This window comes from Sorangium sp. So ce1335 (genome assembly GCF_051521615.1).
GTDB lineage: Bacteria > Myxococcota_A > Polyangia > Polyangiales > Polyangiaceae > Sorangium.
Map to the genome: position 1 here is coordinate 1,503,726 of NZ_CP150363.1, position 22,479 is coordinate 1,526,204.

A 22,479-nucleotide genomic window follows, 5' to 3' on the forward strand; every position below is an offset into this window, starting at 1 on the left:
GCGCGGTCGATGGCTGCTCCCCGGGCTCCGATGGAGCGCGGGCTTGCGCGGGCGTGGGCGGCCGTGGAGCGCTTCGCCTTCGCTCCTGCGTCTGCGGCGCCGCTCGCCGTGCTCCGGATCGGGCTCGCCTCCGTCCTCCTCCTCCAGGCGGCGATGGTCGCTCCTGCGCTGTTCGAGCTCTACGGGCGATCGGGCATCCTGCAGGGGCCGCTCCTCGAGGCGCTTGGAAGGCCGGGGTTCGTCCGGCTCGGCTGGCTGATAGACCGCCTCGCCGCGGTCGGCGTCGGGGAGGTGCCCGTCATCGTCGCCGTGGGCGCCGCGTATGTGCTCGCCCTCGTCGCGCTGCTCGCGGGGTGGCACACGCGGATGGCCGCCGCAGGAGCCTGGTGCTCCCACCTGATGCTGATGATGACGGCGGACAGCACGAACTACGGCGTCGACCAGTTCGCCAACATCTTCCTGTTCTATCTCATGTGGATGCCCGCGGGAGCGGCGCTGTCGCTCGATCGACGGTTCGGGCGACGGTTCGGGCGACGGTTCGGGCGACGGTTCGGGCAACGGCTCGGCCGCGCGCCCGCCCGGCCCACGAGCATGGCGCGGTTCGCCCTGCGCGTGGTGCAGGTACACCTCTGCATCGTCTACCTCGCGAGCGGGGTGGGGAAGGCGCTCGGCGAGCAATGGTGGAACGGCGATGCCATCTGGCGAACGCTCAACATGCCCGAGTATCGCCAGGTCGACTTCACCTGGCTGGCCTCCTATCCATGGCTCGCGGTGGGCGCGGGCTGGATGGTGCTGCTCATCGAGATCGGCTACCCGATCATGATCTGGCCGCGGCGCACCCGGCGGCTCTGGGTGGCGGCCACCGTGGCGCTCCACGTCGGCATCGTGGTCTTCATGGGGCTCGGCGTCTTCGGCGCCATCATGGCCGTGCTGACCCTCTCTGCGTTCGGGGTGCGGGCAGATCCCCCCGGCTCCGCGCTCTCCGAGCCGGACGCGCTCCGCGGCGAGGGCGCGTGGCCTGCCCCGCGTCGGTTGCGCGGGCCGCCCGCGGTGACCCTGTCCGATCGCGCCTCGTAGGGCATCGCTCAGCGCCGCTCGCGCAGCGCGCGGAGGCAGACCTCGATGCCGGCGCGGAGGTTGCCGTGCGTCGTGACGCCGGAGAGGTCGACCCCGAGGCCGCACATGGACTGGGCGACGGCGGGCCCGATGCCGGTGAGGACGCCGCTCGCGCCGAGCAGGCGGATCGCGCGCACGATGCGGACGAGGTGGTCGGCCGTCGGGGCGTCGACGCTCTCGATGCCGGTGACGTCGATGATGGCGAAGCGAGCGCCCGTGCGCACGACCTCGTCGAGGAGCTTGCTCGTGACGTCGGCCGCGCGCGCGTCGTCGAGCGCGCCGATGAAGGGCACGGCGAGCACGCCCTCGGCGACCTGGAGGATGGGCGTGGACAGCGCGCGGATGAGCGCCTGCTGGCGCTGGATGACCGCGAGCTGATCGGCGATGGCCTCCTTCTGCCGCTCGAGCTCGGCGATGGTGGCGGCCATGCGTTGCTCGTGCTCCTGCTGCGCCGTGATGTCCGTGCCGATGGCGAGGATGTGCGCCGTGCCGTCCTGCTCGACGAGGGGCACCTTGATGAGGGACATCCACCGTGTCTTGCCGTTCGGGCGCGCGACGGGCAGGACCCGCGAGACCGGCTCCATGCGCGTGAGCACCTCCCGGTCCATCTCGCCGATGGTGGAGAGCTCGGCGCGGGAGGGCGGCATATCGGAGAGGGTCGTGCCCACCGCCTTCTCCGGCGTCGTGTCGTACAGATCGGCGTAGCCCTTGCTGACGAGCTTCATCCTGCCGTCCCGATCCTTGACCGTGACGATGATCGGGATGGTGTCGAGCACGAGGCGGATGAACTGCCGCTCGCGCTCGAGGGTGAGCTCTGCCTCCTTGAGCGCGGTCGTATCGATCCGCAGGCCGACGAAGCTGCCGTCGGCGAGGCGGCAGCTCTTGAGGGTGATCCAGCGGTCCCCGAACCGACGCACGTAGACGTCCCCGGCGCGGCGGTGGTCCGCGACGCGACCGGCGACCCACTCGTCCTCGTTGAGGCCGCTGTGGAGGTGGATCCCGTTCCGGCAGCCCTCGCGGACGACGTCCTCGAACGTGTTGCCAATCTCGATGGCGGCGGCGCACTCGGGGTAGAGCGCCTTGTACGCGGTGTTGAAGAAGCAGAGCCGCTCCTCGGCGTCATAGAGGACGAAGCCGACGTCGAGCGCCTCGACGGCCGCGTGCAGGCGCGCTCCTTGCTCGCGCGCCGCCTGTTCGGCCCGGCGTTTCTCGGTCACGTCGCGCAGCGCGAGCAGCACGGCGGCGCACGCGCCTGCGGGGTCGACGAGCGGGCTCAGGTGCCCTTCGGCGAGGACCACGCGCTCGCCCTCGAGGTGGAGGGTGACGTCGGGCGGCAGGGCGCGCGGGGCGCGATCGCGGAGCGCCTGCTCGAGCAGCGCGCCGAGGGGCGGATCAACCCGCAGGACCTCATCGACGTGCCTTCCGCGCGCCGCCGCCGCGGGCGTGGAGGAGAGGCGCTCGGCGGCGGGGTTCAGCGCCAGGATCCGACCGCTTTCATCGAGCAAGAGCAGCGGGTCGACGCTGCAGGTGAAGGCGAGAGAGTAGAGATCGACAGGAGCGTCGCTGGGCATCGGGAGGAGCGTAGAGCAAGAGCTCCTCCGGGTGTCGGCCTCGGTGACCCCGTGGCGCGTGCGCAGGCAGCGGCCCGCGCTGCGCTCAGCGGGCCTGCAGCGGGCCGCGATCAGCGCCGGTTTGCGGCGTCGAGCAGGTGCAACACGGCCCCGAGTCCTCGCACCTCCTCCGACGGCGCGAGCCACGACACGACACCCTCCGCGCCCGGCAGGAGCAGGACGCGGCACCCCACCGCCGTGGCGCCGCCGTCGGCGCCCGGGGTGTCTCCCACCATCAGCGCGTTTCGTCCGGCGACGCCCAGCTCTCGCAAGGCGTGCTTGAAGATCGCGGGGCTCGGCTTCATCGCGCCGACCTCGTACGAGAGCGTCCAGACGTCGACGTGGCGATCGAGGCCGTGCCGCGCGAACGCGGCGCGGATGTCCCAGCCGATGTTGCTGACGACAGCGATGGGGATCCCGCGCTCCGCGATGCCGGCGAGGACCTCGGCGGTGTCTGCGTACGGAGGCCAGCGCGCGGGATTGGCCATGGCGGCCGCGAGCGGATCGAGGATCGGGCCGAGCTTCGCCACGCGCGCGATCCAGCCGGTGCGGTACGCCAGGTGACCCGCCTCGGAGAGATCGCCGAGCTCCCAGAGCCGGACGACCTCGGGGTGCAGGTGGGCGTCGCCGAGGACGCGCGCGAGCTCCTCGGCGTCGGCGGCGATCTCCGGGTGGCCGTGCTCGGTCGCGATGTCGCGGATCATCTCCACGGGATCGATGAGCCGGAAGAGGGTGCGGGCAAAGTCGAAGAGGACGGCGTGGATCGGCGGGACGGCGTGGGGCATCTCGGTTCCTGGAGGTGGGTGCGGGCGAAGCTGCGTCGAACGAAGCTGCATGGCGGCCGCGGTCGACATCGAGGCCGGGCGACCGCTGCGCCCTACGATGGACCGGGCCGTCGCGCTGGCCAAGCGCGTTCGCCATCACCTCTCGCGCATCTCACCCCCTCGGGGTTCGTCGAGCTGGCCGATTCTTGGCTCCCTCGGCTCGGGGCCGAGCGCCAGGTTCGGTGTGTGGCTTGCTCTCGGGCGCGTGCTGCTGGCGGCGGTACGCTCCCGGCGCCATGCCCGACCACTGTCGGAACGCATGGCCGAACGAGGCTTCCGACGCGTAGCCGGTGAGCTGGGAGGTCAACGCGAGCGTCGCGCCTTCGCGCAGCAACGTCGTCGCCCTCTGCATGCGCATCCGCGTGAGGAAGCCGAGCGGCGGCTCGCCCACGAGGCTCGCAAAGCGCGCCGCGAAGGCGGACCGCGACAGCCCGACCTGCTCGGCGAGCGAGGCGACCGTCCACGGATGCTCCGGTCGACGGCTCATCAGGGCCAGGGCCGTTGCCACGCCCGGGTCGCGCAGCGCGCTGACCAGCTCGAGCGATCGACACGAGTCCGAAGGCGCGTCGCCGAGCGTCTCGACGTACGCCCGCATCACGTGGACGAACAGCACGTCTGCCATACGGGCGAGCACGAGATCGGAGCCGAACGGCCTCGATTCGATCTCGCGTGCGAGGAGACGGAGGTGCTCCCCGAGCATCGATTGCCCCGCACCCGCGAGCCGGAACAAGGGCGGCAACGACGACACGATCGGGACGGAGAACGGATCCTCGAGCTCGACAAGCGCCGACGTGACCCTCGTCTTGGTCCCCGCGCCGCCCAGGTGCAGGTGCCACACGCGATCATCCCCGCTCGCGCGGACGCCGGGCAGCTCTTCGAGAGCGACCGCCGGCGTGTCGGTGCGATCCCGGAGCGCGTGCGCCCGGCCGTGCGGTACCACGGCGACATCACCTGTCGTCAGGGCGAGCGCGTCGCCGTCGTTCTCTGTCGAGACCCAGGCCGTGCCGCTCACCACGTGGTGGATGCAGAAGGTCGAAGGCCTACCTCGAAGCGAGACGCCCCACGGCGCCCTTGCGTCGAGGCAGGCCCACGACGCCGCCCTCGCTCGCACCGAGGACAGGAGCTCGCTCAGAGCGTCCACGCGTGGCCCTGGCTGGACGATTTCGCAAGCAACGTGGACGCGCTCGACTGGTCGTCGCCGCTCGATCGCCGCATGGTTGGGGGGTGATTCGAGGCCTTCATTCGCCTCGGGAAGGATAACTCATGTCCATAGAATCAACCACCGATCCGGTGCTTGTCACCGGCGCCACCGGCAAGCAAGGGGGAGCCGTTGCCGCTGCGCTGCTCGAGCGAGGCGTCCCCGTGCGCGCGCTCGTTCGTGACCCTGGCGCGGCCCGCGCGGTCGCGTTGCGTGCTCGCGGCGCGGTCCTCGTGCGGGGCGACTTCGACGATCCCGGCTCGCTGCGCGTCGCCTGCGAGGGGGCGCGGGCTGTGTTCTCCGTGCAGCTCCCGAACATGGCGGACCTCGAGTCGGACTCCGAGCGCGTGCACGGGAAGAACCTCGTCGAGGCAGCCCGGGCAGCCGGCGTGCCGCAGTTCATCCACACCTCGGTGTCCGGAGCCGGCGCATACCACCGGCGAGCGCCGGGCTGGGAGATCGAGCGGGGCCCTGGCCGCAACTACTGGGAGAGCAAGGCGTACACCGAAGAGCTGGTGAAGAACGCCGGATTCCGCTTCTGGACCCTCCTCAAGCCGTCCTTCTTCATGGAGAACTTCATCCGCCCTTCCATGATGTTCGAGGGAGGCACGGGGGACCGCCTGCTCACCACGATCGCGCCTGACACGGAGGTGGCCCTGGTCGCCGTGCAGGACATCGGGGTAGCGGCTGCCGCCGCCGTCCAGGAGCCGTCGCGCTTCCACGGCGTGGAGCTCGAGCTCGCGAGCGAGCGGTTGACGATGCGCGAGATCGCCCGCGCCCTGTCCCGTGCGCTCGACGTTCCCATCGAGGCTCCGTCGCTTTCTGTCGACGAGGCCATCGCCCTGGGGGTGATGCCCATGTTTGCGCGCTCGCACGAGCGGCTGAACCACCACGGCAGCCCGGCCACGCCCGAGGCGGCGCGAGCGCTTGGCATTCCACTCACCGATTTCGAGACGTGGCTTCGACACCACCGTGTGTGAGGTCGGGGGCTTGCCTGACGGCGCGCAGCGGCCCAGCGCATGTCGCGTTGCACAGCGGAGCGCGACGTTGGGCGGCCGGAGCGGCGCGGGACGCCGGGGGCGACCCCCCTCGACGTCGCCAGGGATCGCCCGGAGCAAGGCTCCGCGCTGCGGGCGGGGACCGTGCGCCGAGGACCGGGAATGGCTGGTCGCCGTGGATGGTTGGCGCTGCCGGACCCATGATCATCGCCCGACCCCGGGCCACCGCGCCCGAGGAGCGCTCCTCCTGTGCCTGGCGCCAATCATCAATCCGTCCACGGATTCAACTCCACAGTTGAGGTTCATATGAGTGCTGACAAAACAAGCGGGCCGATTCTGCTTCGCAACACCATGGCCTTCGACCGGCAGCACGCGGCTGAATTCAAGAAAGCCATCGTCGACGCGGTCGAGTTTGCCAGCAAGCACGCTCCACAGCTGATGGTTCAGACCTACGTCGACGATGAGAAGGGCCTCTGCTACAGCTTTCAGTTGTTCCAGGACTCCGACGCGATTCTTCGCCACTGGCAGGTGTCTGACCCAAACATCGCTGAGGTGATGAAATATTGTGTGGTTCGCAGCATGGAGGTGTATGGCAGCCCCAGTAAAGCCGTGCGCGACGGTATTCTGGGCTCCGTCGGTGAAGCCAACGTATCGTTCACGCCAGAGCTCGTCGGGTTTTTTCGTCTTGGCTAGAGCCGCTCAACGAGGCGCTGCACCCGAACCCCGCGCTACAGGACGCCGGCCACGGCTTTCCATTTCAGCAACCCGAGCGCCTGGGAGAGCTGGTCCTGTCGTTTTTGCGTGAGCGGCCTGGCTGCTGCGGTCACTCCGGCTCGCCCTCGGCGAGCGCGACGGGCTGGCCGCTCTCGGTCAGGACGCCGCGCCCGTGCCATACCATGAGCACCGCATAGAGCACCGCGAGCACGCGAAAGCCGCTGAGAAGGCCGAAGCGCTGCCCGAGCGAGCCGCCCGCCACTGCGCCGATCAGGCTCCCGGCCGGTCCCGAGAGAGAGAACAGCCCGCCCACCCGGCCGCGGCCGAGCTCGGCGGTGAGCGCCGCGAAGCGATTGACGCTCGTCAGGTGCTGCACGCCCAGCCCGAGCCCGAGCAAGACCGCCCCGATCCACAGCGACGCGACGCCGAGGGGGAAAGCGAGCAGGAGCTCGGTCGCGAGCAGCAGCGAAAAGGCGATCGCGTAGCGGGCAGCGTCGCGCAGCGGCGACAGGGCGCCCCCGGCGAGGAGCAAGGTCAGCACGAACACGGCGCCCTGGAGGGTCACCAGGCTCGCGGCTTGTGGCACCGAGAGGTGAAACTCGCGAATCCCGATCAACACGACGAACACGGCGAAGTAGGACATGGCCATCTGGCCACACAGCTCGATGAACATGCTCTGGCGCAGCTCGCGGCGAGACAGGATGATCCCGACCTGTCCACGAAGGCGCTCGACGAGCGGCGTGGCCGAGCGCCCGCGGCCGGGGGGAGCCCCGGAGAGCACGCGGTCGCCGACGAAGACCGTCGCCAGGAGCCCGAGCCCGGTCACCACGAACACGCCGGTATAGCCGAGCAGGCCGAGGAGCTGCGCGCCGAGCATCGGGCCCACGAAGAACATGCCGAGCGCGTGGGACGCGCGCTGCCAGCCTGCCTTGCGCGGGCCGAGGCGAGGGAGCAGGTGAAGAAACTCGGTCTGGGTCGCGACCATGCGAAACGGGTTGAGCAGCCCGAAGAGGATGACGCCCGCGATGAGCTGCCAGGGCCGATCCATCCGGGTGAAGCCGAGCAGGTACAGCGCCGCGCCCGCGAGGCCGCCGAAGCGGAACAGCGGCCGGCTGCCGTGGCGGTCGATGAGGCCTCCGACAGGCATCGAGAGCAGCAGCATGCCGGTGAACTGCAGGCCGCCGACGAGGCCGATCTGCCACGGGGAGGCGTGGAGCGAGGCGGCGTACAGCGGCAGGACCACCTTGGCGACGCCGTTGCTCGTGCCCGCGAGCAGGCCGAGCACCATGAAGCCGAGGAGGTAACGCTGGGGGAGAGGCGGCGAAGAGGTCATCACGCGAACCGAGGCGAGCGGCCGGTCGACGGGAGCGTTCGTCCGCTGTGCCGAGTCGGGTGGTGCTGCCGCGCGGGCGCCCTGCAAATCGCGCTCCCGAGCCGCAGCAGGCCCATGGCGACCGCGTCATCGCCCCTCTCGCCACGGCAGGAGGCCGGCGGCAGCTCGCCCGCCGCCTGCTGCTCCAGCAGCACACGCGCAGCACGCGCCCGCTGCTGGCGCAGCAAGGGGGGAATCCGGTATAGCGGAACCACGTCTTCCGAAACGGACATTCGAGGGCGGGCTCGGGCTGACGGGCATCGGCTGAGTGCCGAGACGTTCGCGCGGCGCCGGAGCCCTCGGACATGGCAGTCGCTGGCCGCTCGAGGCGAGCGCTGGTGCGTCGACGCGGCGGCTTGCGCGGCGCGCAACGAAGCGCTCGACGGTGCGCTGCTCAAAGGGCTGGACGGACTTAGTAAATAGTACTAACTTACTCCCGGACGACGAGATGCTGGGCGGCGGAAGGCCGCTGGGATCGACCGCGGCCCCGTCGAGCTGGAAGGCGCCGGGGATGTCGCTCGCTTGGGGCGAGGCGCCATATCGTCCTATCCGCCGCAGACGTGTGTCGAGCACGAGGGCTGGACGGGGGCGCTCGTCCATCGTCGCGGGGGGCCGCAGGTAACGGGGAGCTGGACAGATCAAAGGCGGTCCACGGACCGCATGGAACGTCGCGAGAGGTGGGTGATGGAGACGCGCAAGCCAGTGATCTTGGGTTTCATGGGCAACCGGGGGTTCTTTCCCACAGAGTTCGCGGTGGAGGGCGCGCGGGCCACGGCCGCGGTCGTGGAGCAGCTGCTTGGAGAGCACGTCGAATACGTGGACCTGGGGAATGTGGAGTCCTACGCGGACGCCAAGCGCGCTGCGGGGGTGGCTCAGCAGTATCGGCAGGGCGTCGATGGCGCCGGCGCTCTTGGCGTGATCTGCTCCATGTACAATTTCTCGGATGAGAACGGCATCCGGGACTTCCTGCGCCTCGCGGATCTGGACATCCCGGTCTTGATCCACACGGAGCCCGACGTGCGTGGCCAGGGGAGGATGGGGGAGCGGGGCCGTCGTGACGGCGCTTGTGGCCGTTTCTCCGCGGCCAACGCCCTGCGCCACATCGGCTATCCCTACACCTTGACGACGAAGCACTGCGAGTCGGTGCGCTCTGCCCACTTCGCGCGGGATTTGCAGGCGTTCCATGCCACGTGTGTTCTGGCTTCCAAGTTTCGGCGTCGCGGCCGCGGCGTTCGCCTTGGGCTGGTAGGGTCGGGGCCGGACGCCTTTCAGACGGTCACCCACGTCTCCACGGAGCTCCTGGGGCACATGGGGTTGAGCACGGTGGGGCTGGAGCTGATCGCCCTGGATCGGCAGATGCGACAGGTGGATGCGGCGCAGCTCTCCGACAAGCGCGATGAGATCCGCGCCCACTTTGGCGCAGCCGATGTTCCGCCGCCTTCGCTGGACGCCATCGCGCGGATGGGCGTGGTCTTCGACCGCTTCATCCGCGACAACGATCTGGACGGCATCGCCGTGCGCTGCTGGACGGAGATGCAGAAGTACCAGATCGGCGGAGCGGTCGGGGTCATGCCGTGCACGTGCATGAGCATGCTCTCGGACAAGCTCTTGCCCGCCGCGTGTGAGACGGACATCGCGGGCTGGATGGGGATGTACATGCTGCAATGCGCGTCCGGCCTGGTTCCGGTCCTGGGGGACTGGAACAACATGTTCGATGACGACCGAGAGGAGGTCGACCTCTTTCATTGCGGTGTCTGGGCCAAGAGCGTCATGCACCCCGGGGCCAGGATCACGGAGCATCAGATCCTGGCCAAGGAGGTGGGCAAGGAGAACAGCTGGGGCGCGGTCGACGGCGATCTGAAGCCCGGGACGTGCGCTTTCTTGCGTCCGTGCACCAACGCGCGGGAGGGCAACATCTTCATGTATGGTGGCGTGGGGCGCGTGACGGAGGAGCGCATCAAGACCTTTGGCACGCGCGGTCGCGTCCACATTCCGCGTATCCAGCAGCTCTTCCGCCACGTCACGGACCCCAGGCGGGCGGTGGAGCACCACACGGCCCTCGTCGTGGGGGAGGGCCGGGCGATTGCCACCGCCATGAAGGCTGTGCGAGACGCCCTGCCGTACATCAATGCCCAGGCAGGCATGAGCCATGCAGGTCGCGAGCTGATCGAGTACTACGAGCACAGCACGGTGGAAGAGCTCTAGCGGCTCCGAGGCGGCGTGCGTCGCCCAGCCGGCACGAGCGCCGCGTTCCAGCTCAGCCGTCGAAGGGGGCGCCCTCCAGGAGGGCGCTGGCGTCGAAGGGCTGAAAGCCCGGCACGTAGCGGCGGCCGAAGTCCGAGAGGAAATTGCCGGCCGCGGTGTGCGGCTTCCGCTCCACGACGCCGCAGTGGGCGCGCCGGAGCTCCCGCTTCATCTCGAGCCGCGGATAGGCCCTCAGGATCTCCTCGACCGCCCCGCGCGGCAGCGCCTCCATATCGAGGCCGCCGTAATCGATGCTGATGCCGAGATGGGCGACGGCGACCTCCGGCTCCTTGTGCGAGGCGATGCCGAGGCTCGTGTGCAGCGCGATGGCGTCCCACACGAGGGACGCCTTCTCCCGGGGCAGGCCGCGGCCCTCGAGAAAGGCGCGGGCGGCGTTGGCGCCGTCGACCTCGAAGCGCTCGGGGCCGGCGAAGCGCTCGGTCAGGCCGAGGTCGTGAAGCACCACGGAGAGGTAGAGCAGCTCGCGGTCGCAGGCGAGGCCGCGCTGCCGGGCCGCGAGCTCGCCGAAGTAGTACGAGCGCATCACGTGGTGGAAGAGGTAAGGGGCCGAGACCTCGCGCGCGAGCGCGGTCGCGTCCTGGGCAAGGCGCGTGTCAGGAACGTGGATTCCGGCGATCTCTGTGGTCATGGCGGGGGCTCCTGTCTGCCGGCCGAGGGCCGATGTGCCGGGAGCGTGCGCGATGGGGCGCCGGGCGCCCTGCCGTTGTCCCGTCACTTCCTGCCAGGCGCGCGGGCGTTCCCGGAGAAGCGCTCCCGGTACTCGAGGGGTCCCACGCCGAGCCGTCGCTGGAAGGCGCGGCGCAGGTTCTGCTCGTCGCCGAAGCCGCACCGGTGGGCGATCCGCTTGAGCGGGAGGTCCGTGCCGGCGACGGCCTGGCAGGCGGCCTCGAGGCGCATGGCTGCGACCGTCTTCGCCGGGGTCTGCCCCACCGCGGCCGTGTAGGCGCGCGCGATGGTGCGCGGGCTCATCCCCGCCTGCGCGGCCAGGCGCTCGACGCGGAGATCGCCGGCGAGGTGGTCCGCCATCCAGGCGTGCAGGTCGGCGAAGGTGCCGCCCTCGGCGGCCTGCGCCGCGAGCGGCGCGCTGAACTGCGACTGCCCGCCAGGCCGCTTGAGGAACACGACGAGCTGCCGGGCGACCGCCATCGCCGCGCGGTGCCCGAGGTCCTCCTCGACGAGCGCGAGGGCGAGGTCGATGCCGGCGGAGATGCCCGCCGAGCTCCAGATCGAGCCGTCGCGCACGTAGATGGAGTCCGCGTCGACGCGGACGCGCGGGTGGCGCTCCGCGAGGAGCGGCGCGGCGCGCCAGTGGGTCGCCGCGCGGCGACCGTCGAGCAGGCCCGCGGCGGCGAGGAGGAAGGCGCCCGTGCACACGGCGCAGGTGCGGCGCGCGCGCGGCGCGCGGCGCGCGCGCGGCGCGCGGCGGGCGAGCCAGGCGACGAGATCGGGCGGCACGGCCGGGGCTTCCGGCGGCCCGCTGCCCGGCACGATCAGGGTGTCGATGGGCGCGTCGTCGAGCGCCGCGAGCGGCTCGGCGCAGGCCGCGAGCCCGGTCGTCGTGCGCACCGGCCCGCCGGCCGTCGAGGCGACGATCGCGCGATACGGCGGAGGAGCGCCCGGCGCGCGCAAGGTGGTCGCCACGGTGAAGGCCTCGAGAGGCCCGGCGAGATCGAGCAGCGCGACGCCCTCGAAGGCGAGCAGGACGACGAGGCGGGGCTGGGTGAAGCTCGCTGGCATGACGGGCATGAGGAGACAGGTAGATAGATCAAGGCGGGGCAGGCGGGAGAGCGGGAGCGCCCTCGCGTCGAGGCACCACCGCCCGGCGGCGCGCCCGTTGACCGCGGCCCTCGCCGGCGCGAACGATCCGCCATGAACGCGCCAATGTACGAGCTGTTTTACTGGCCGGGCATTCAGGGTCGCGGCGAATTCGTGCGCCTCGCGCTCGAGGACGCCGGCGCTCCTTATGTCGATGTCGCCCGCCTGCCCGAGGCGAAGCACGGCGGTGTCGCCGCCATGCAGAAGCTCATGAAGAGCCACGCGCTCGCGCTGGAGCCCTTCGCGCCGCCGTTCCTCCGCGCGGGCGACCTCGTGATCGCCCAGGTGGCCAACATCCTCTTCTACCTCGGTCCGCGCCTCGGCCTCGCGCCGGACGACGAGGCGAGCAGGCTCGGCGCCCATCAGCTCCAGCTCACCGTCACCGATCTGGTCGCCGAGGTGCACGACACGCACCACCCCATCTCCGTCGAGCTCTATTACGAGGACCAGAAGCCCGAGGCCCTGCGCCGCAGCCAGGCCTTCCTCGCCGACCGCATGCCCAAGTTCCTCGGCTACTTCGAGCGCGTCCTCGATCGCCACGGCGGCCGTCACCTCGTGGGAGGCGCGATGTCCTACGTGGATCTCTCGATGTTCCAGGTGATCGCGGGCCTCCGCTACGCGTTCCCGCGCGCCATGGCCGCCTTCGCGCCCCGGATCCCCGGGCTCGTCGCGCTGCACGACCGCGTGGCCGAGCGCCCGAAGATCGCGGCCTACCTGGCCTCGGAGCGGCGGATACCCTTCAACGAAGACGGCATCTTCCGGCGCTATCCGGAGCTCGATCCGGCGCCGTCGAAGAGGCGGTGAGTCCGGCGCGATCCATCTGAAGGACGTCACGCGCGAGGCGCCGTGACCCGATCGAGGTCGGGGGAGCCAGCGCGATCTGCGGATCGGCGATCAGATCCATCGTCGTTCGTCGATATTGTCCGGCGTGCTAGCGTGTACGACGTCGAGCTCGAACGTGTTGACGGGGGCTCCCTGGATCACGGCGGCGACGCCGACGACGATGAAGTCGACCTGGTGCCGGGCGGCTTGGGTGCTGCGGCCGAGCTCGAAGGCCGTTCCAGCATGGAGTGATGGCCGACCCAATATTCCATGCTGACGCAGCCATCATCGACCTTGAGCACGCCAGGGGGACCCCATGACCCTCCGAACGGCGACGATGATAGCTCGAGCCCGAGCAGAAGTACCTCGCCGCGCGCCACGCGGTCGCCCGGGCTGTTTACCAGAGCCTGTTCGAGCTGCGGCTGCAGGTCGACGACCGCGCGCTGAAGATGCTCGACCGCACCCCGGTCCGCTGGCGTATCCTCGGCTTCGAGCCGCTGGCGCGGCTCAAAGCCAGATTCGATAACCCCGACATCTCGATCGAGACATTTCAGAGTAAAGGCGGCAACCGCGTCAACCCTTGCGACCTTTGCCAGCAGATGTTCGCCGACCTCGACATCAGCCACGCGGTGGTAGGCGAGGGAGGAAAGCGCGGAAAGTTCGGGAAGTACCGGCGAAGATGACGTGTCATCCCCGCATTGAGGAGAGTTCGATGGAGGGACGGTTCTTTGGTGACGGCCAGTCCAGGGCGTTCGCAGCGCTGCGGTCCTGGCACGAGGCGGGGCGCCCGTCGGCGTGCGTGGTCCACGGTCCCTCCGGGGCGGGGAAGAGCACGGTCGTTGAACGCTTCTTCCGCTCGATCAGGGGTCCTGGCACCCTGACGCTCCTCGTCCACGCCGGGCGCGTGTCTGGCGCGGCCTTCGAGGAAGAGGTGCTCGCGCGGCTCTCAGCCGGCCCATGGCCCGAAGATACGGGCTTTGACGAGTTTCACTTCGGTGTCCGCACCAGCCTCGTCAACCGCATCGTGAACTGGGACGGCGAGGACGGCCAGCCGCAGCTCCTGATTGGCTTGATCGCGCCTGACGACTGTGTGGACTGGCCGGACGACCCTCGCCGTTCGGTGCTGGACGAGCCAGGCCCCGCCGCGCGTGTGCTGGTGACGATCTCCGGCACGCGCGGCGTTGCCGAACGGTGGGCAGAGCGGCTTGGGCTCCGCGCCGAGCGCGTGACGTATGTTTCGATCGACGGATTCCGCCTGGAGGACGTCGAGCCGTCGCTCCGCGACCATCTCGCCTGGGCGGCGGTCGACGGTCCTGGTCCACGCGCTCATGTGGACGCGATCGCGAGATCGCTCCGCGATCGCGGCGCGGCGCCGCTGGAAGCGCTCGTGACGACGCTCGCGTGCGCCTTCGCGCCGCTCGACGCGACCGAGCTGGCGCCGCTCCTCGGCGCGCAGGTCGCGGAGGTGACCGGCTCTCTCGACACGCACCGCGAGGCCGTCGAGCCGGTTCTCCAGTGGGATGAGGGCGGTCACCGGATTCGCTTTCGTCATGAGATCCTGCGCGCAACCTGGGTGGCCGCGCACCCGGAGCACGTCGCGCTCGCCGAGAGGCGGCTCGCCGAGGCCGCCCGATCGCTCGTTCGCACCTGGGAGAGCGTCGACACGGGCGAGAGGGGCGGGGTCACCTACCTCCGCCGGTACGCGGGCGACCACCTCGTCTCCTGTGGCGCACCGCGCGCCGATCTCGTTCCGCTCTCCGCACCGCGCTGGGCATGGCCGCGCTCGCGCGAGGATCTCGCCGCGCGTCGGGCAGAGTTCGGGCGCGTGCGACGCTCGATGTCAGCGCCGGTTTTCGCCTCCGACGCCATGGAGATCCCGCCCGACGCGATCTCGAGCCTCGTGCGGGTCGCGCTCGCGCAGGGCGCGCTCGCGACGCTGCACCGCGCGTGGCCTCCTGATGCCGATCAGGCCGACGAGGAGGCGTGGAGCGACACCGAGCGGGCGCTCGCCGTCTCGCTCTTCGCCCTCGCGGGGCGCGCCTCTCCCTCGCTGCGCGGCGACATCGAGGCGCGGGCGCTCGATGTCGTGAGGCGGACAGGCGCGGCATGGCGCGGTGATGGCTGGGAGGATGCGCTCGCGCTGCTCACCGCGGCGCGCGCAGCATCGGGCGACGAGGCCTCGACGTTCGCGCGGTGGGCGGTCTCGTCCACGTGGCGCGCGGACGGAGGTCCCGACAGCTGCTTGAGCGCGTGGCTCACGGCCGCTGCCTTTCTGCCGCAATCCGAAGCGGAAACGCTCGTCCAGCAAGCCGTCGAACGCGCGCTGTCGAGCGCGAAGCCGGGGCAGGCGCTCGCGCGGCTCGCCACGGCGGATGGGATCGGGCAGCACCAGGCGCTCGCCATCCTCCGCGCGGCGGCGTCGCTTCCACCGACGTCCCGAGCGAACGCCCTGGCGCCCCTCTTGCCCGTGCTGCCCGATGAGGAGCGGGCCCGCGCTGTCTCGATGTCCTTCGATGCGTTCTTTGCGGACCACGACGAGGGCGCCGAGCGACACGACACCGACGCATGCACCGCGGCGCTGCTTCCCTTCCTCGGACAGGCCGAGCTCTCGAGGCTGCTGGACGAGGCCCTCCCGCCCCCTTCCGCGCTGGCCGTGCGGTTCGCCGAGCTCGGCGCTCCGGAGCGCGCGCTCGGCATCATCCGACAGCGCTGCGGCAGCGGGATCTTCGCCGCTCGTCCCTTGCTCTGCGCCGCGGCGACCGAGGGAGGCCGCTCCCTCGCGCAAGCGGCGCGCGACGCGGTGGCCTCGCTGGATCCCCCATGGGCCGCCGCGGGGCTCGTGTGTGATCACGCGGCCGAGGCGATCCAGGTGCTCGGGCTCGACACGGCGGTGGAGATCGCCGAGGGAGGCGGCGGAGGTGGCTCGGAGGCCGCGCGCATCATGGCTCTCGCGGCGCTCTGTCTCGCCGCCCCCGAGGGGGCGCGCCCCGCGCTGGCCATGCGCGCCATCGCTGCTTACCACGACGACCGGGGTACTGAGGGTCTGGAGAGCGTGGTGCGCTGCGCTCCCTGGATGTCGCTCACGGCAGCGGCACGGCTGTTCTTCGTGAGCCTCGGGGACGCCGCGGAGGACATCACGCTCGTCTCGACGCTGAGCCGCTGGGGCGGCGTGGAGCAGCTCGCGCCCCTCATCGCGCGCGTCGGCGGAGATGACGCGCTCGCGGCCGTCGTCAGCGTCCTCCCCGAGGCGCTCCGGTGGAAATCGCCGACGAAGACCGATTGAAAAGGCGCTCTCCGGACGGTCTCCCCGAGCCAGACCGTGCAGTGAAGGCGGCTCCTTCGATGTGCTCGCGCCATCGCAGGAGCGCCGCAGCGTGGGCCTTGCGGAGCCCGAAGAGGTCGCTCTCGTGGCGAAGACGCTCCGGTCGCTCAGCGCGCCGCGTACTTCATGACGAACGAGGGGTACCGATCGCCGACGATCGCGCCCGGCGCGAACGCAGCGTCGAGCTGCGCGAGCTCGTCCGGGGACACGCGCACGTCGAGCGCCAGGAGGTTCTCGTCGAGCCGCGCGCGCCGGCTGATGCCGACGAGCGGCACGATGTCGTCGCCGCGTGCGCGCAGCCACGCGATGGCCAGCTGGGCTGGCGTGCAGCGCTTCCGGGCGGCCATGTCGACGAGCGGGCGGGCGGTGCGGACATTCTGCTCCAGAGCGTGTCCTTCCATCCGCGGCGCCACGAAGTGCGCGCGAGGGCTCGGCGCCGTCGCGCCGCTGAGCAGCCCGTCGGCGAGCACGCGGTAGGCGACGATGCCGATCCCGAGCTCGCGCGCGGTCGGCAAGATCTCTGCTTCGATGAAGCGGCACGCGAGCGAGTACTCGATCTCGAGCGCGGTGATGGGGTGAACGGCGTGCGCGCGGCGCAGGAGATCCGCGCCGACCTCCGACACGCCGACGTGACGCACTTTGCCCTCGCGCGCGAGGTCGGCGATGGCGCCGATCGTCTCCTCGTAGGGCACGTCGGGATCGGGTCGCCCGGGCTGGTAGAGGTCGATCTCGTCGACGCCGAGGCGCTGGAGCGAGTAGGCCGCGAACGTCTTCACCGTGGCCGGGCGGCCGTCCATCCCAAGGAACTTCCCGCCCGGGGTACGCAGCATGCCGAACTTCACGTTCACGAAGGCCTGGTCGCGCCGGCCTTGGATGGCGCGTCCGATGAGCGCCTCGTTGTGCCCCATGCCGTAGAAATCGGCGGTGTTGAGGAGGTTCATCCCGGCGTCGAGCGCCGCCTGGATCGTGGCGATGCTCTCGGCGTCGCTGTCGGCGCCGTGGCCGGGCGACATCCCGCCGCAGCCGAGGCCCAGCGCGCCCACGAGCGGGCCGTTCTTGCCGAGATGCACGCGCGGTATCATGGGCATTGTTCGACCCATCACTCGACCCTCCAATGTTAGAGCGAACGCTCTATCAATGGTTCGCCGCATGCGCACTGTCAACCCCGATCAGCACGAGAAGAAGCGTCGCGAGCTCCTGCGCGCCGCCCAGCGCCGCTTCGCCGCCGAGGGCGTGCAGGCCTCCATCGCGAGCATCTGCGCCGAGGCGGGCGTCAGCCCTGGGCACCTCTACCACTACTTCTCGAGCAAGGAGGCCATCCTCGAGGGTCTCTTCCAGCTCGTGCTCGACGAAGCGGCGACGCACCTGTCGGGTGACGTGCAGGACGCGCGCGACCTGCCCGCGCTCGTGGCCGACCTCTACAGCAGCGGCAAGGGGCCGTCCCTGCTCTTCGACCTGCTCGCCGAGTCGCAGCGCAACGCCGCGATCGCGGATCGGCTCCGGCGCCACAGCGCCGAGATGAAGCAGCTCCTCGCGAGCGCGATCGCGCGCGGACAGGCCGCCGGCCTCGTCGACGACGCGCTGTCGGCGCCGGACCTCGCGACCATGCTGCTCGCCGCGCTGGACGGCAGCAAGGCGATCCGGCTGCGCGATCCAGGGGTCGACCGCGGCCACGCGCGCGAGATGCTGCTCGCGCTCGTGTCGCGCGTGCTCGGCGCGTCCAGTGGTCGGCCGGGTGGAGGCGTGGGGCGGGAAGGCGCGCAACGAGCTCGACCGGCGTCATGACGCGGTGGGTGCCCCTGCGGCTTGCGTACTCGATCACCGAGGTTAAGGGAACCAAGCCACGGCCTCTGGCTTCGCGTGCGCCAGCTCGTTGTGCGGCTGCGTGAGGCGACGGCGATGCGGGCGGGGTGTCGTGGCCATCGCACACGCAAAGCAGAGGCCGGGCTACTGGAGCAAGCGGTGATGTGAGCGCTGCATGCGGTCGCACCGACCTCTGATGGTTGGACGTCTCGAGGTAGGCGACGCCGATCGAGTCGCCGCCGCGCCCCGGGCCGCCGTAGCCGCCCTCGCCGCCTCCGCCGCCGCCCTGGCCCGACGTGCCCAGGCCGCCGTCGCCGGCCCGGTCCGCTTCGCGGCCGGCGTCGCTGGCGGCCTGCGTCCGCCATGGCGCCGCCACCCCTGAGCTGGAGCTCTGCTCGCATTTCCCCGGCGTTTCGTGCCGGCATGGGGCCTGCTCGAGGCGGAGCGTCATGCCGACGCTCGAGCACAACGCCCTCGTCGAGATGTTCCGCGAGCACCCGGCGCTCGCGCCCCGCTTGCTCGCGACGCTCCTCCACGTCGAGGTGCCGCTGCACGCGGCGGTCGCGGTTGTCGAGTCATCGCTCGACCAGCTCATCCCGGTGGAGTACCGCGCCGATCTGGTGCTCGAGCTTCGCGACGAGCGCGACGCGCTGGTGCTGGCGATCGTCCTCGAGGTGCAGCGCGACGTGGACCCGGACAAGAAGTTCTCGTGGCCGGCGTACGTCGCGGTCGTGCGCGCCAGGAAGCGCGTTGGCACGATCGTCCTCGTGGTCGCGCCGGACGCCGGCGTCGCGGCGTGGGCCGCGGAGAACATCGACCTCGGCCTGGGCCGCGGCCACGTCGCGCCGCTGGTGCTCGGTCCGGCGGTGGTCCCCGAGATCACCGACCCGGCCGAAGCGGAGAAGGAGACCGAGCTCGCCGTGCTGTCGGCGGTGGCGCACGGCAACGGGCCGAGCGGGCTCACCGTGGTCCAGGCGGCGCTCGCTGCCCTCGGCCGGCTCGACCAGGCGCACGCGATGGTCTATTTTCAGCTCATCTGGAACGGGTTGCGAGAGCCGATGAGGCAGGCTGTGGAGGCATTGGTCATGGAACGGCAGAGCGAAGGTGAGGCGACGTTTCCCCCGTCGTTGCAGAGGCTCATCGATCGCGGCAAGCTTGAGGGCATCCGCGAGGGCGAGCTCAAGGGCATGCGTGAGGGCAAGCTCGAGGGCAAGAGGGACACGCTGCTGCGGCTGCTTGCGCGTGCAGGGATCGTCCTCAGGGAGGACGAGAGCGCGCGCATCCAGGCATGCACGGACGTCGCGACCCTCGACCGCTGGATCGAGAACGTCCTCGGGGCCAAGACCGCCGCCGACGTGCTCTCCTGACGGCTCACGGACGCGGCCCAACAAGGCGATGGGTCAGACGGGCTTTGCTGAGCGTCGCCATGACGTTGGAAGGCACGTCTCCTGCTGGGCCGAGAAGAGCCGCCTGACCGAGCCCTGCCTCTGGCGATGCCTGCCCGTGGGGCCGGCGCCGCATCCGGAACGGAAACGTCGTGGCAGACTGGCGCCCGCTCGCGCGGGCATCGAGCTGAGATCTGGCACACTGGACAGGTGAGCGCGATGAACAGAGTCATCAGGCTGTGCGACGCAGACCTCGGCTTGATCATCCCCTACCCGAGCGGGGTGATCTACTCGAACCAGACCTGTGGCAATATTTGCATGCAACCCGAGATCGAGGGCGTATTCGTCCCGCTCGACGCGGAAGACGGGTGGCTCGCCGTCACGGCCCACTTCGAGGGACCGAAGTACATGGGTAGCGGCGCCATGCTCGGACTCGACCACGAGGATGCAGACATCATCGATCGCGTTCTGCGCGAGCGTCGCATCGTCGGACTTGTGACCGACCGGACACGTCTCGCGGATTCGCACGAAGCGTGGGTACATGCGGTGATAGAGGGCGAATCTGACTGGAGCCCATTCACCGGGTTCGGGCCATACCCGCGCGCAGGAATTCTCACATGGCCAAACTCTGACTGAGGATCGACGAGCGGCATTGAAACGGCCGACGGACGCCACGGGGGATGCGATCTGCAACGGGCAGCCATCCATGAGCGCGCCGCCCAACCACGAACTGCACCGGACGAAGCCCGCTGCCTCGTTTGGTGAGCGCGCTTCAATCCCTGGACCCATGGGCAGCCTCGGCCGGCTCGACCAGGCGCACGCGCGAGAGGACGAGTCGGTCGCGTCGCGAGGGACGCGCCGGAGCCGCGAGGTGGAGAGGGTTGGGAGAGGCGGTGTGCCGCGACATCGAGGGGAGAGGGGAGCGGTGCGCCTGGCGCCGCGGGCAGCGGACCACGGAGCTGGCAGACGGGGCGCAGGAGGCAGCAGATGTTGCACAGCATACACAAATGGCGCGCGAGACAACGCCGGGGCTGCGCAGGAGACCACCGGGGCTGCGCAGGAGGCCACCGGGGCTGCGCAGGAGCCCGACGATTGTAACAAAGGAAACCAACGTGGGCGCGCAGGAGGGGCACGTGGCCGCGTAGGACGGCGGCGAGTGTTGCATAGGACACCAACGGGGCCGCACAGGAGGGCGCCGGGGCCGCACAGGAGGGCGCCGGGGCCGCGTAGGAGGCTCGCCGGGGCCGCACAGGAGGGCGCCGGGGCCGCGTAGGCCTCCACGAAACGGTCAGTCGCCGATCGTGTTCGCGCCGTTCAGGAGCGGTACGCCGAAGCTCGGCGTACCATCTGCATTCCATTCGAGCCGCTGGACGCGCGTGTGACGGTTCGGGTCGTAGAGCGGGTCCCCCGTGATCTTCTTGTAGTTCCGCGCGTGGTACACGAGCACGTCGAGCGAACCATCCGCCGAGGTCGTGAACGAGTTGTGGCCCGGGCCATACAGCCCGTTCGCGCTGACGAACACTGGCTTCTCGTTCTTCGCCCACGATCTGGCGCTCAGCAGGTCGTCCGTCGCGCTCGCCGTGAGCAGGCCGAGGCAGTAGCGGTCGTCCGTCGCGCTCGCCGAGTAGCTGATGAACACCCGCCCATTCCGCTCGAGCACGGCAGCACCCTCGTTGACCGCGAACCCCGCGGTCTCCCAGGCGTGCTCGGGTCTGGCGATCCGCACGTTGGGGCTGGCCAGCGTCCACGGGTTCACCATGGCCGCGATGAACAAGCTGCTGTTGTCGCCCTCGACGCTGGGGTCCTCCTGCGCCCACACGAGATACCGCTTGCCGTCGTGCTCGAACGTCGTCGCGTCGAGCGCGAAGGTGTCCGATTCCGTCACGATCTGCCCTCGCTCGATCCACGGGCCATCCATCGGGTTGCCCGATGAGCTCTCGAGCACATACATGCGGATGGCCCAGATGTTGGTCGAGCTTCCGGCGGCGAAGTAGATGTACCACTTGCCGTCGATGAAATGTAGCTCGGGCGCCCAGATGTGCGCCGCCATCGGGCCGGTCGCGTGCTTCGTCCAGACGACCTTCGGCGTCGCGTCGGCCAGGCCTCGTATCGTGGTCGCGCGCCTGATCTCGATGCGATCGTACGTCGGCACGCTCGCGGTGAAGTAATAGTAACCGTCCGTGTGCCGCGTGATGTGGGGATCAGCGCGCTGCGAGACCAAGTAGCCGAGCGGCTCCAGCGCGAACGACGCCTCCGAGCTCTCGACCGCCGTGCCGTCGAGCGCGTGCGCATAGATCTGGTAGTTCAGGTGCCGGAGGTAACGCGTCGCATCCGCGTACCACTGCAGCGAGACCATCGCCGGATCCCCGTTCAGCGCGGGCACGATCCGGAACGTGGCGTCCCTCCGGAACGTGGCGGTGTCCGTGAACACGTCGATCCACAGGAGGTGGCTCCTCTCATTGGATGGGGTCTGCCAGAGCCCGTCAGCTCGGTTGGACGCCTCACCCTGCGGCGGATACCGGGTCGGATTCTCGCTGTCGACGTGCAGGTAGCGACCGCCGAGCCCCACAGACTCGAACGACACCAGCGTCGGATCGTCCGGGTTCGCGAGGCCGGGCACCACCCTCCACTGGAAGTCGGCAGGGATCTGGTTGTTCGCCCTGTCGTCGAGGTCGGTGATCATCGCATGATAATAGGAGTGCGCGACGTAGAGCGGGGCGTCCCCCACGTGCGTCGTGCGAATCTGGTAACCCCCTCCGACGTCGTCGTCGAGGTTGGAGAGCTCGAGATCCGCGGGGGCGGCGAGGGCCGCAACCTCGGGGTCCGCGCTGACCGGTGAGCCGAAGACGACGCGTACGGGCTGAGCTCCGTCGGCCTGCCAGTCGTCGACGCTGCTCACGGTCACGGTCTGCGCCGCGCCCCAGTTCGCCTCGGTGAACGTCAGGTCCGCGTGGCTCAGCGTCGCCTCGGTCGTGTCGCTGACGCCGAGCGCGATCGTCACGGGCGCGCTCGGCTGCGACGCGAGGCGCACGGTGAACGTCACGGGCGCGCCGCGCTCGGCGAGGGTCCCCGACGGGGCGCTGACGACGAGCGCTGCCGTCCCTTCGCCGCCGTCGTCCGTGTTCGTGATGTCAGCGGACTCCGCGACGAGGCCGTCCCACGCCGGGTCCACAGAGACCGAGGGCCCGAAGCGGACGCGGAAGATCTGATCCCCGTCGCTCTCCGCGTCGTCCAC

General features: G+C 70.3%; 18 protein-coding genes. 9 read left to right on the plus strand and 9 right to left on the minus strand.

The annotated features are described in order from the left end of the window. The first annotated feature begins 30 nt into the window (after positions 1-30). Positions 31-1,077: a hypothetical protein gene (locus WMF24_RS05400; RefSeq protein WP_437735272.1), complete on the plus strand. Its 1,047-nt coding sequence runs from the start codon at positions 31-33 to the stop codon at positions 1,075-1,077. An 8-nt stretch (positions 1,078-1,085) separates the two neighbouring features. Here WMF24_RS05400 and WMF24_RS05405 read toward each other — a convergent pair whose 3' ends face one another. The 3 genes from WMF24_RS05405 to WMF24_RS05415 form a co-directional block, all read right to left on the minus strand. Further along, positions 1,086-2,687, minus strand: a complete 1,602-nt coding sequence (locus WMF24_RS05405) for a PAS domain-containing protein (RefSeq protein ID WP_437735273.1) — start codon at positions 2,685-2,687, stop codon at positions 1,086-1,088. Between the two features lie 110 nt (positions 2,688-2,797). Then, positions 2,798-3,511 carry an HAD family hydrolase gene (locus WMF24_RS05410; RefSeq protein ID WP_437735274.1) on the minus strand — a complete coding sequence of 238 codons (714 nt, stop codon included), beginning with the start codon at positions 3,509-3,511 and terminating at the stop codon, positions 2,798-2,800. Between the two features lie 151 nt (positions 3,512-3,662). Next, positions 3,663-4,691: an AraC family transcriptional regulator gene (locus WMF24_RS05415; protein WP_437735275.1), complete on the minus strand. Its 1,029-nt coding sequence runs from the start codon at positions 4,689-4,691 to the stop codon at positions 3,663-3,665. 128 nt (positions 4,692-4,819) lie between these two features. Here WMF24_RS05415 and WMF24_RS05420 point away from each other — a divergent pair, with 128 nt between their 5' ends. Both WMF24_RS05420 and WMF24_RS05425 read left to right on the plus strand, forming a co-directional pair. Next, a complete protein-coding gene (locus tag WMF24_RS05420; protein WP_437738767.1) occupies positions 4,820-5,728 on the plus strand; it encodes an NmrA/HSCARG family protein in 909 nt (302 codons plus the stop codon). Between the two features lie 324 nt (positions 5,729-6,052). Beyond that, a complete protein-coding gene (locus WMF24_RS05425; RefSeq protein ID WP_437735276.1) occupies positions 6,053-6,439 on the plus strand; it encodes a hypothetical protein in 387 nt (128 codons plus the stop codon). Positions 6,440-6,569: 130 nt separating this feature from the next. On the opposite strand, the gene WMF24_RS05430 is transcribed toward WMF24_RS05425, so the two are convergent. Beyond that, a complete protein-coding gene (locus tag WMF24_RS05430; protein WP_437735277.1) occupies positions 6,570-7,793 on the minus strand; it encodes an MFS transporter in 1,224 nt (407 codons plus the stop codon). A 723-nt stretch (positions 7,794-8,516) separates the two neighbouring features. On the opposite strand from WMF24_RS05430, the gene WMF24_RS05435 reads away from it, so the two are divergent. After that, complete coding sequence (locus WMF24_RS05435) at positions 8,517-10,037, plus strand: L-fucose/L-arabinose isomerase family protein (protein ID WP_437735278.1); 1,521 nt, start codon at positions 8,517-8,519, stop codon at positions 10,035-10,037. A 52-nt stretch (positions 10,038-10,089) separates the two neighbouring features. Here the strand turns inward: WMF24_RS05435 and WMF24_RS05440 are convergent, their stop codons facing one another. Both WMF24_RS05440 and WMF24_RS05445 read right to left on the minus strand, forming a co-directional pair. Then, the gene (locus WMF24_RS05440) at positions 10,090-10,725 is read right to left on the minus strand and encodes an HD domain-containing protein (RefSeq protein WP_437735279.1); all 636 of its coding nucleotides are present in this window, start codon (positions 10,723-10,725) and stop codon (positions 10,090-10,092) included. A gap of 83 nt (positions 10,726-10,808) precedes the next feature. After that, positions 10,809-11,834 carry a GlxA family transcriptional regulator gene (locus WMF24_RS05445; protein ID WP_437738768.1) on the minus strand — a complete coding sequence of 342 codons (1,026 nt, stop codon included), beginning with the start codon at positions 11,832-11,834 and terminating at the stop codon, positions 10,809-10,811. A gap of 132 nt (positions 11,835-11,966) precedes the next feature. Between WMF24_RS05445 and WMF24_RS05450 the strand changes: the two genes are divergently transcribed. Continuing rightward, the gene (locus WMF24_RS05450) at positions 11,967-12,716 is read left to right on the plus strand and encodes a glutathione S-transferase (RefSeq protein WP_437735280.1); all 750 of its coding nucleotides are present in this window, start codon (positions 11,967-11,969) and stop codon (positions 12,714-12,716) included. 176 nt (positions 12,717-12,892) lie between these two features. On the opposite strand, the gene WMF24_RS05455 is transcribed toward WMF24_RS05450, so the two are convergent. Then, on the minus strand, positions 12,893-13,360 hold the full coding sequence (locus WMF24_RS05455) for a hypothetical protein (protein ID WP_437735281.1): 468 nt from the start codon (positions 13,358-13,360) through the stop codon (positions 12,893-12,895). An 86-nt stretch (positions 13,361-13,446) separates the two neighbouring features. Here WMF24_RS05455 and WMF24_RS05460 point away from each other — a divergent pair, with 86 nt between their 5' ends. Beyond that, entirely contained in the window at positions 13,447-16,017 is a 2,571-nt protein-coding gene (locus WMF24_RS05460; protein WP_437735282.1) for a hypothetical protein, read from the plus strand. Between the two features lie 146 nt (positions 16,018-16,163). On the opposite strand, the gene WMF24_RS05465 is transcribed toward WMF24_RS05460, so the two are convergent. Continuing rightward, complete coding sequence (locus WMF24_RS05465) at positions 16,164-17,144, minus strand: aldo/keto reductase (RefSeq protein ID WP_437735283.1); 981 nt, start codon at positions 17,142-17,144, stop codon at positions 16,164-16,166. 61 nt (positions 17,145-17,205) lie between these two features. Here WMF24_RS05465 and WMF24_RS05470 point away from each other — a divergent pair, with 61 nt between their 5' ends. From WMF24_RS05470 to WMF24_RS05480, 3 genes are all read left to right on the plus strand, one after another. Beyond that, positions 17,206-17,841, plus strand: a complete 636-nt coding sequence (locus tag WMF24_RS05470) for a TetR/AcrR family transcriptional regulator (RefSeq protein WP_437735284.1) — start codon at positions 17,206-17,208, stop codon at positions 17,839-17,841. Positions 17,842-18,308: 467 nt separating this feature from the next. After that, positions 18,309-19,226, plus strand: a complete 918-nt coding sequence (locus tag WMF24_RS05475) for a hypothetical protein (RefSeq protein WP_437735285.1) — start codon at positions 18,309-18,311, stop codon at positions 19,224-19,226. A 237-nt stretch (positions 19,227-19,463) separates the two neighbouring features. Continuing rightward, the gene (locus tag WMF24_RS05480) at positions 19,464-19,880 is read left to right on the plus strand and encodes a DUF6210 family protein (protein ID WP_437735286.1); all 417 of its coding nucleotides are present in this window, start codon (positions 19,464-19,466) and stop codon (positions 19,878-19,880) included. 652 nt (positions 19,881-20,532) lie between these two features. Here WMF24_RS05480 and WMF24_RS05485 read toward each other — a convergent pair. Next, positions 20,533-22,479, minus strand: a complete 1,947-nt coding sequence (locus WMF24_RS05485; protein WP_437735287.1) for a family 43 glycosylhydrolase — start codon at positions 22,477-22,479, stop codon at positions 20,533-20,535.

Coding starts and splice junctions, on each gene's coding strand:
- WMF24_RS05400 (WP_437735272.1), top strand. CDS start 31: ATGGAGCGCGGGCTTGCGCGGGCGTGGGCGGCCGTGGAGCGCTTCGCC.
- WMF24_RS05405 (WP_437735273.1), bottom strand. CDS start 2,687: ATGCCCAGCGACGCTCCTGTCGATCTCTACTCTCTCGCCTTCACCTGC.
- WMF24_RS05410 (WP_437735274.1), bottom strand. CDS start 3,511: ATGCCCCACGCCGTCCCGCCGATCCACGCCGTCCTCTTCGACTTTGCC.
- WMF24_RS05425 (WP_437735276.1), top strand. CDS start 6,053: ATGAGTGCTGACAAAACAAGCGGGCCGATTCTGCTTCGCAACACCATG.
- WMF24_RS05430 (WP_437735277.1), bottom strand. CDS start 7,793: ATGACCTCTTCGCCGCCTCTCCCCCAGCGTTACCTCCTCGGCTTCATG.
- WMF24_RS05435 (WP_437735278.1), top strand. CDS start 8,517: ATGGAGACGCGCAAGCCAGTGATCTTGGGTTTCATGGGCAACCGGGGG.
- WMF24_RS05440 (WP_437735279.1), bottom strand. CDS start 10,725: ATGACCACAGAGATCGCCGGAATCCACGTTCCTGACACGCGCCTTGCC.
- WMF24_RS05445 (WP_437738768.1), bottom strand. CDS start 11,834: ATGCCAGCGAGCTTCACCCAGCCCCGCCTCGTCGTCCTGCTCGCCTTC.
- WMF24_RS05450 (WP_437735280.1), top strand. CDS start 11,967: ATGAACGCGCCAATGTACGAGCTGTTTTACTGGCCGGGCATTCAGGGT.
- WMF24_RS05460 (WP_437735282.1), top strand. CDS start 13,447: ATGGAGGGACGGTTCTTTGGTGACGGCCAGTCCAGGGCGTTCGCAGCG.
- WMF24_RS05465 (WP_437735283.1), bottom strand. CDS start 17,144: ATGCCCATGATACCGCGCGTGCATCTCGGCAAGAACGGCCCGCTCGTG.
- WMF24_RS05470 (WP_437735284.1), top strand. CDS start 17,206: ATGCGCACTGTCAACCCCGATCAGCACGAGAAGAAGCGTCGCGAGCTC.
- WMF24_RS05475 (WP_437735285.1), top strand. CDS start 18,309: ATGCCGACGCTCGAGCACAACGCCCTCGTCGAGATGTTCCGCGAGCAC.
- WMF24_RS05480 (WP_437735286.1), top strand. CDS start 19,464: ATGAACAGAGTCATCAGGCTGTGCGACGCAGACCTCGGCTTGATCATC.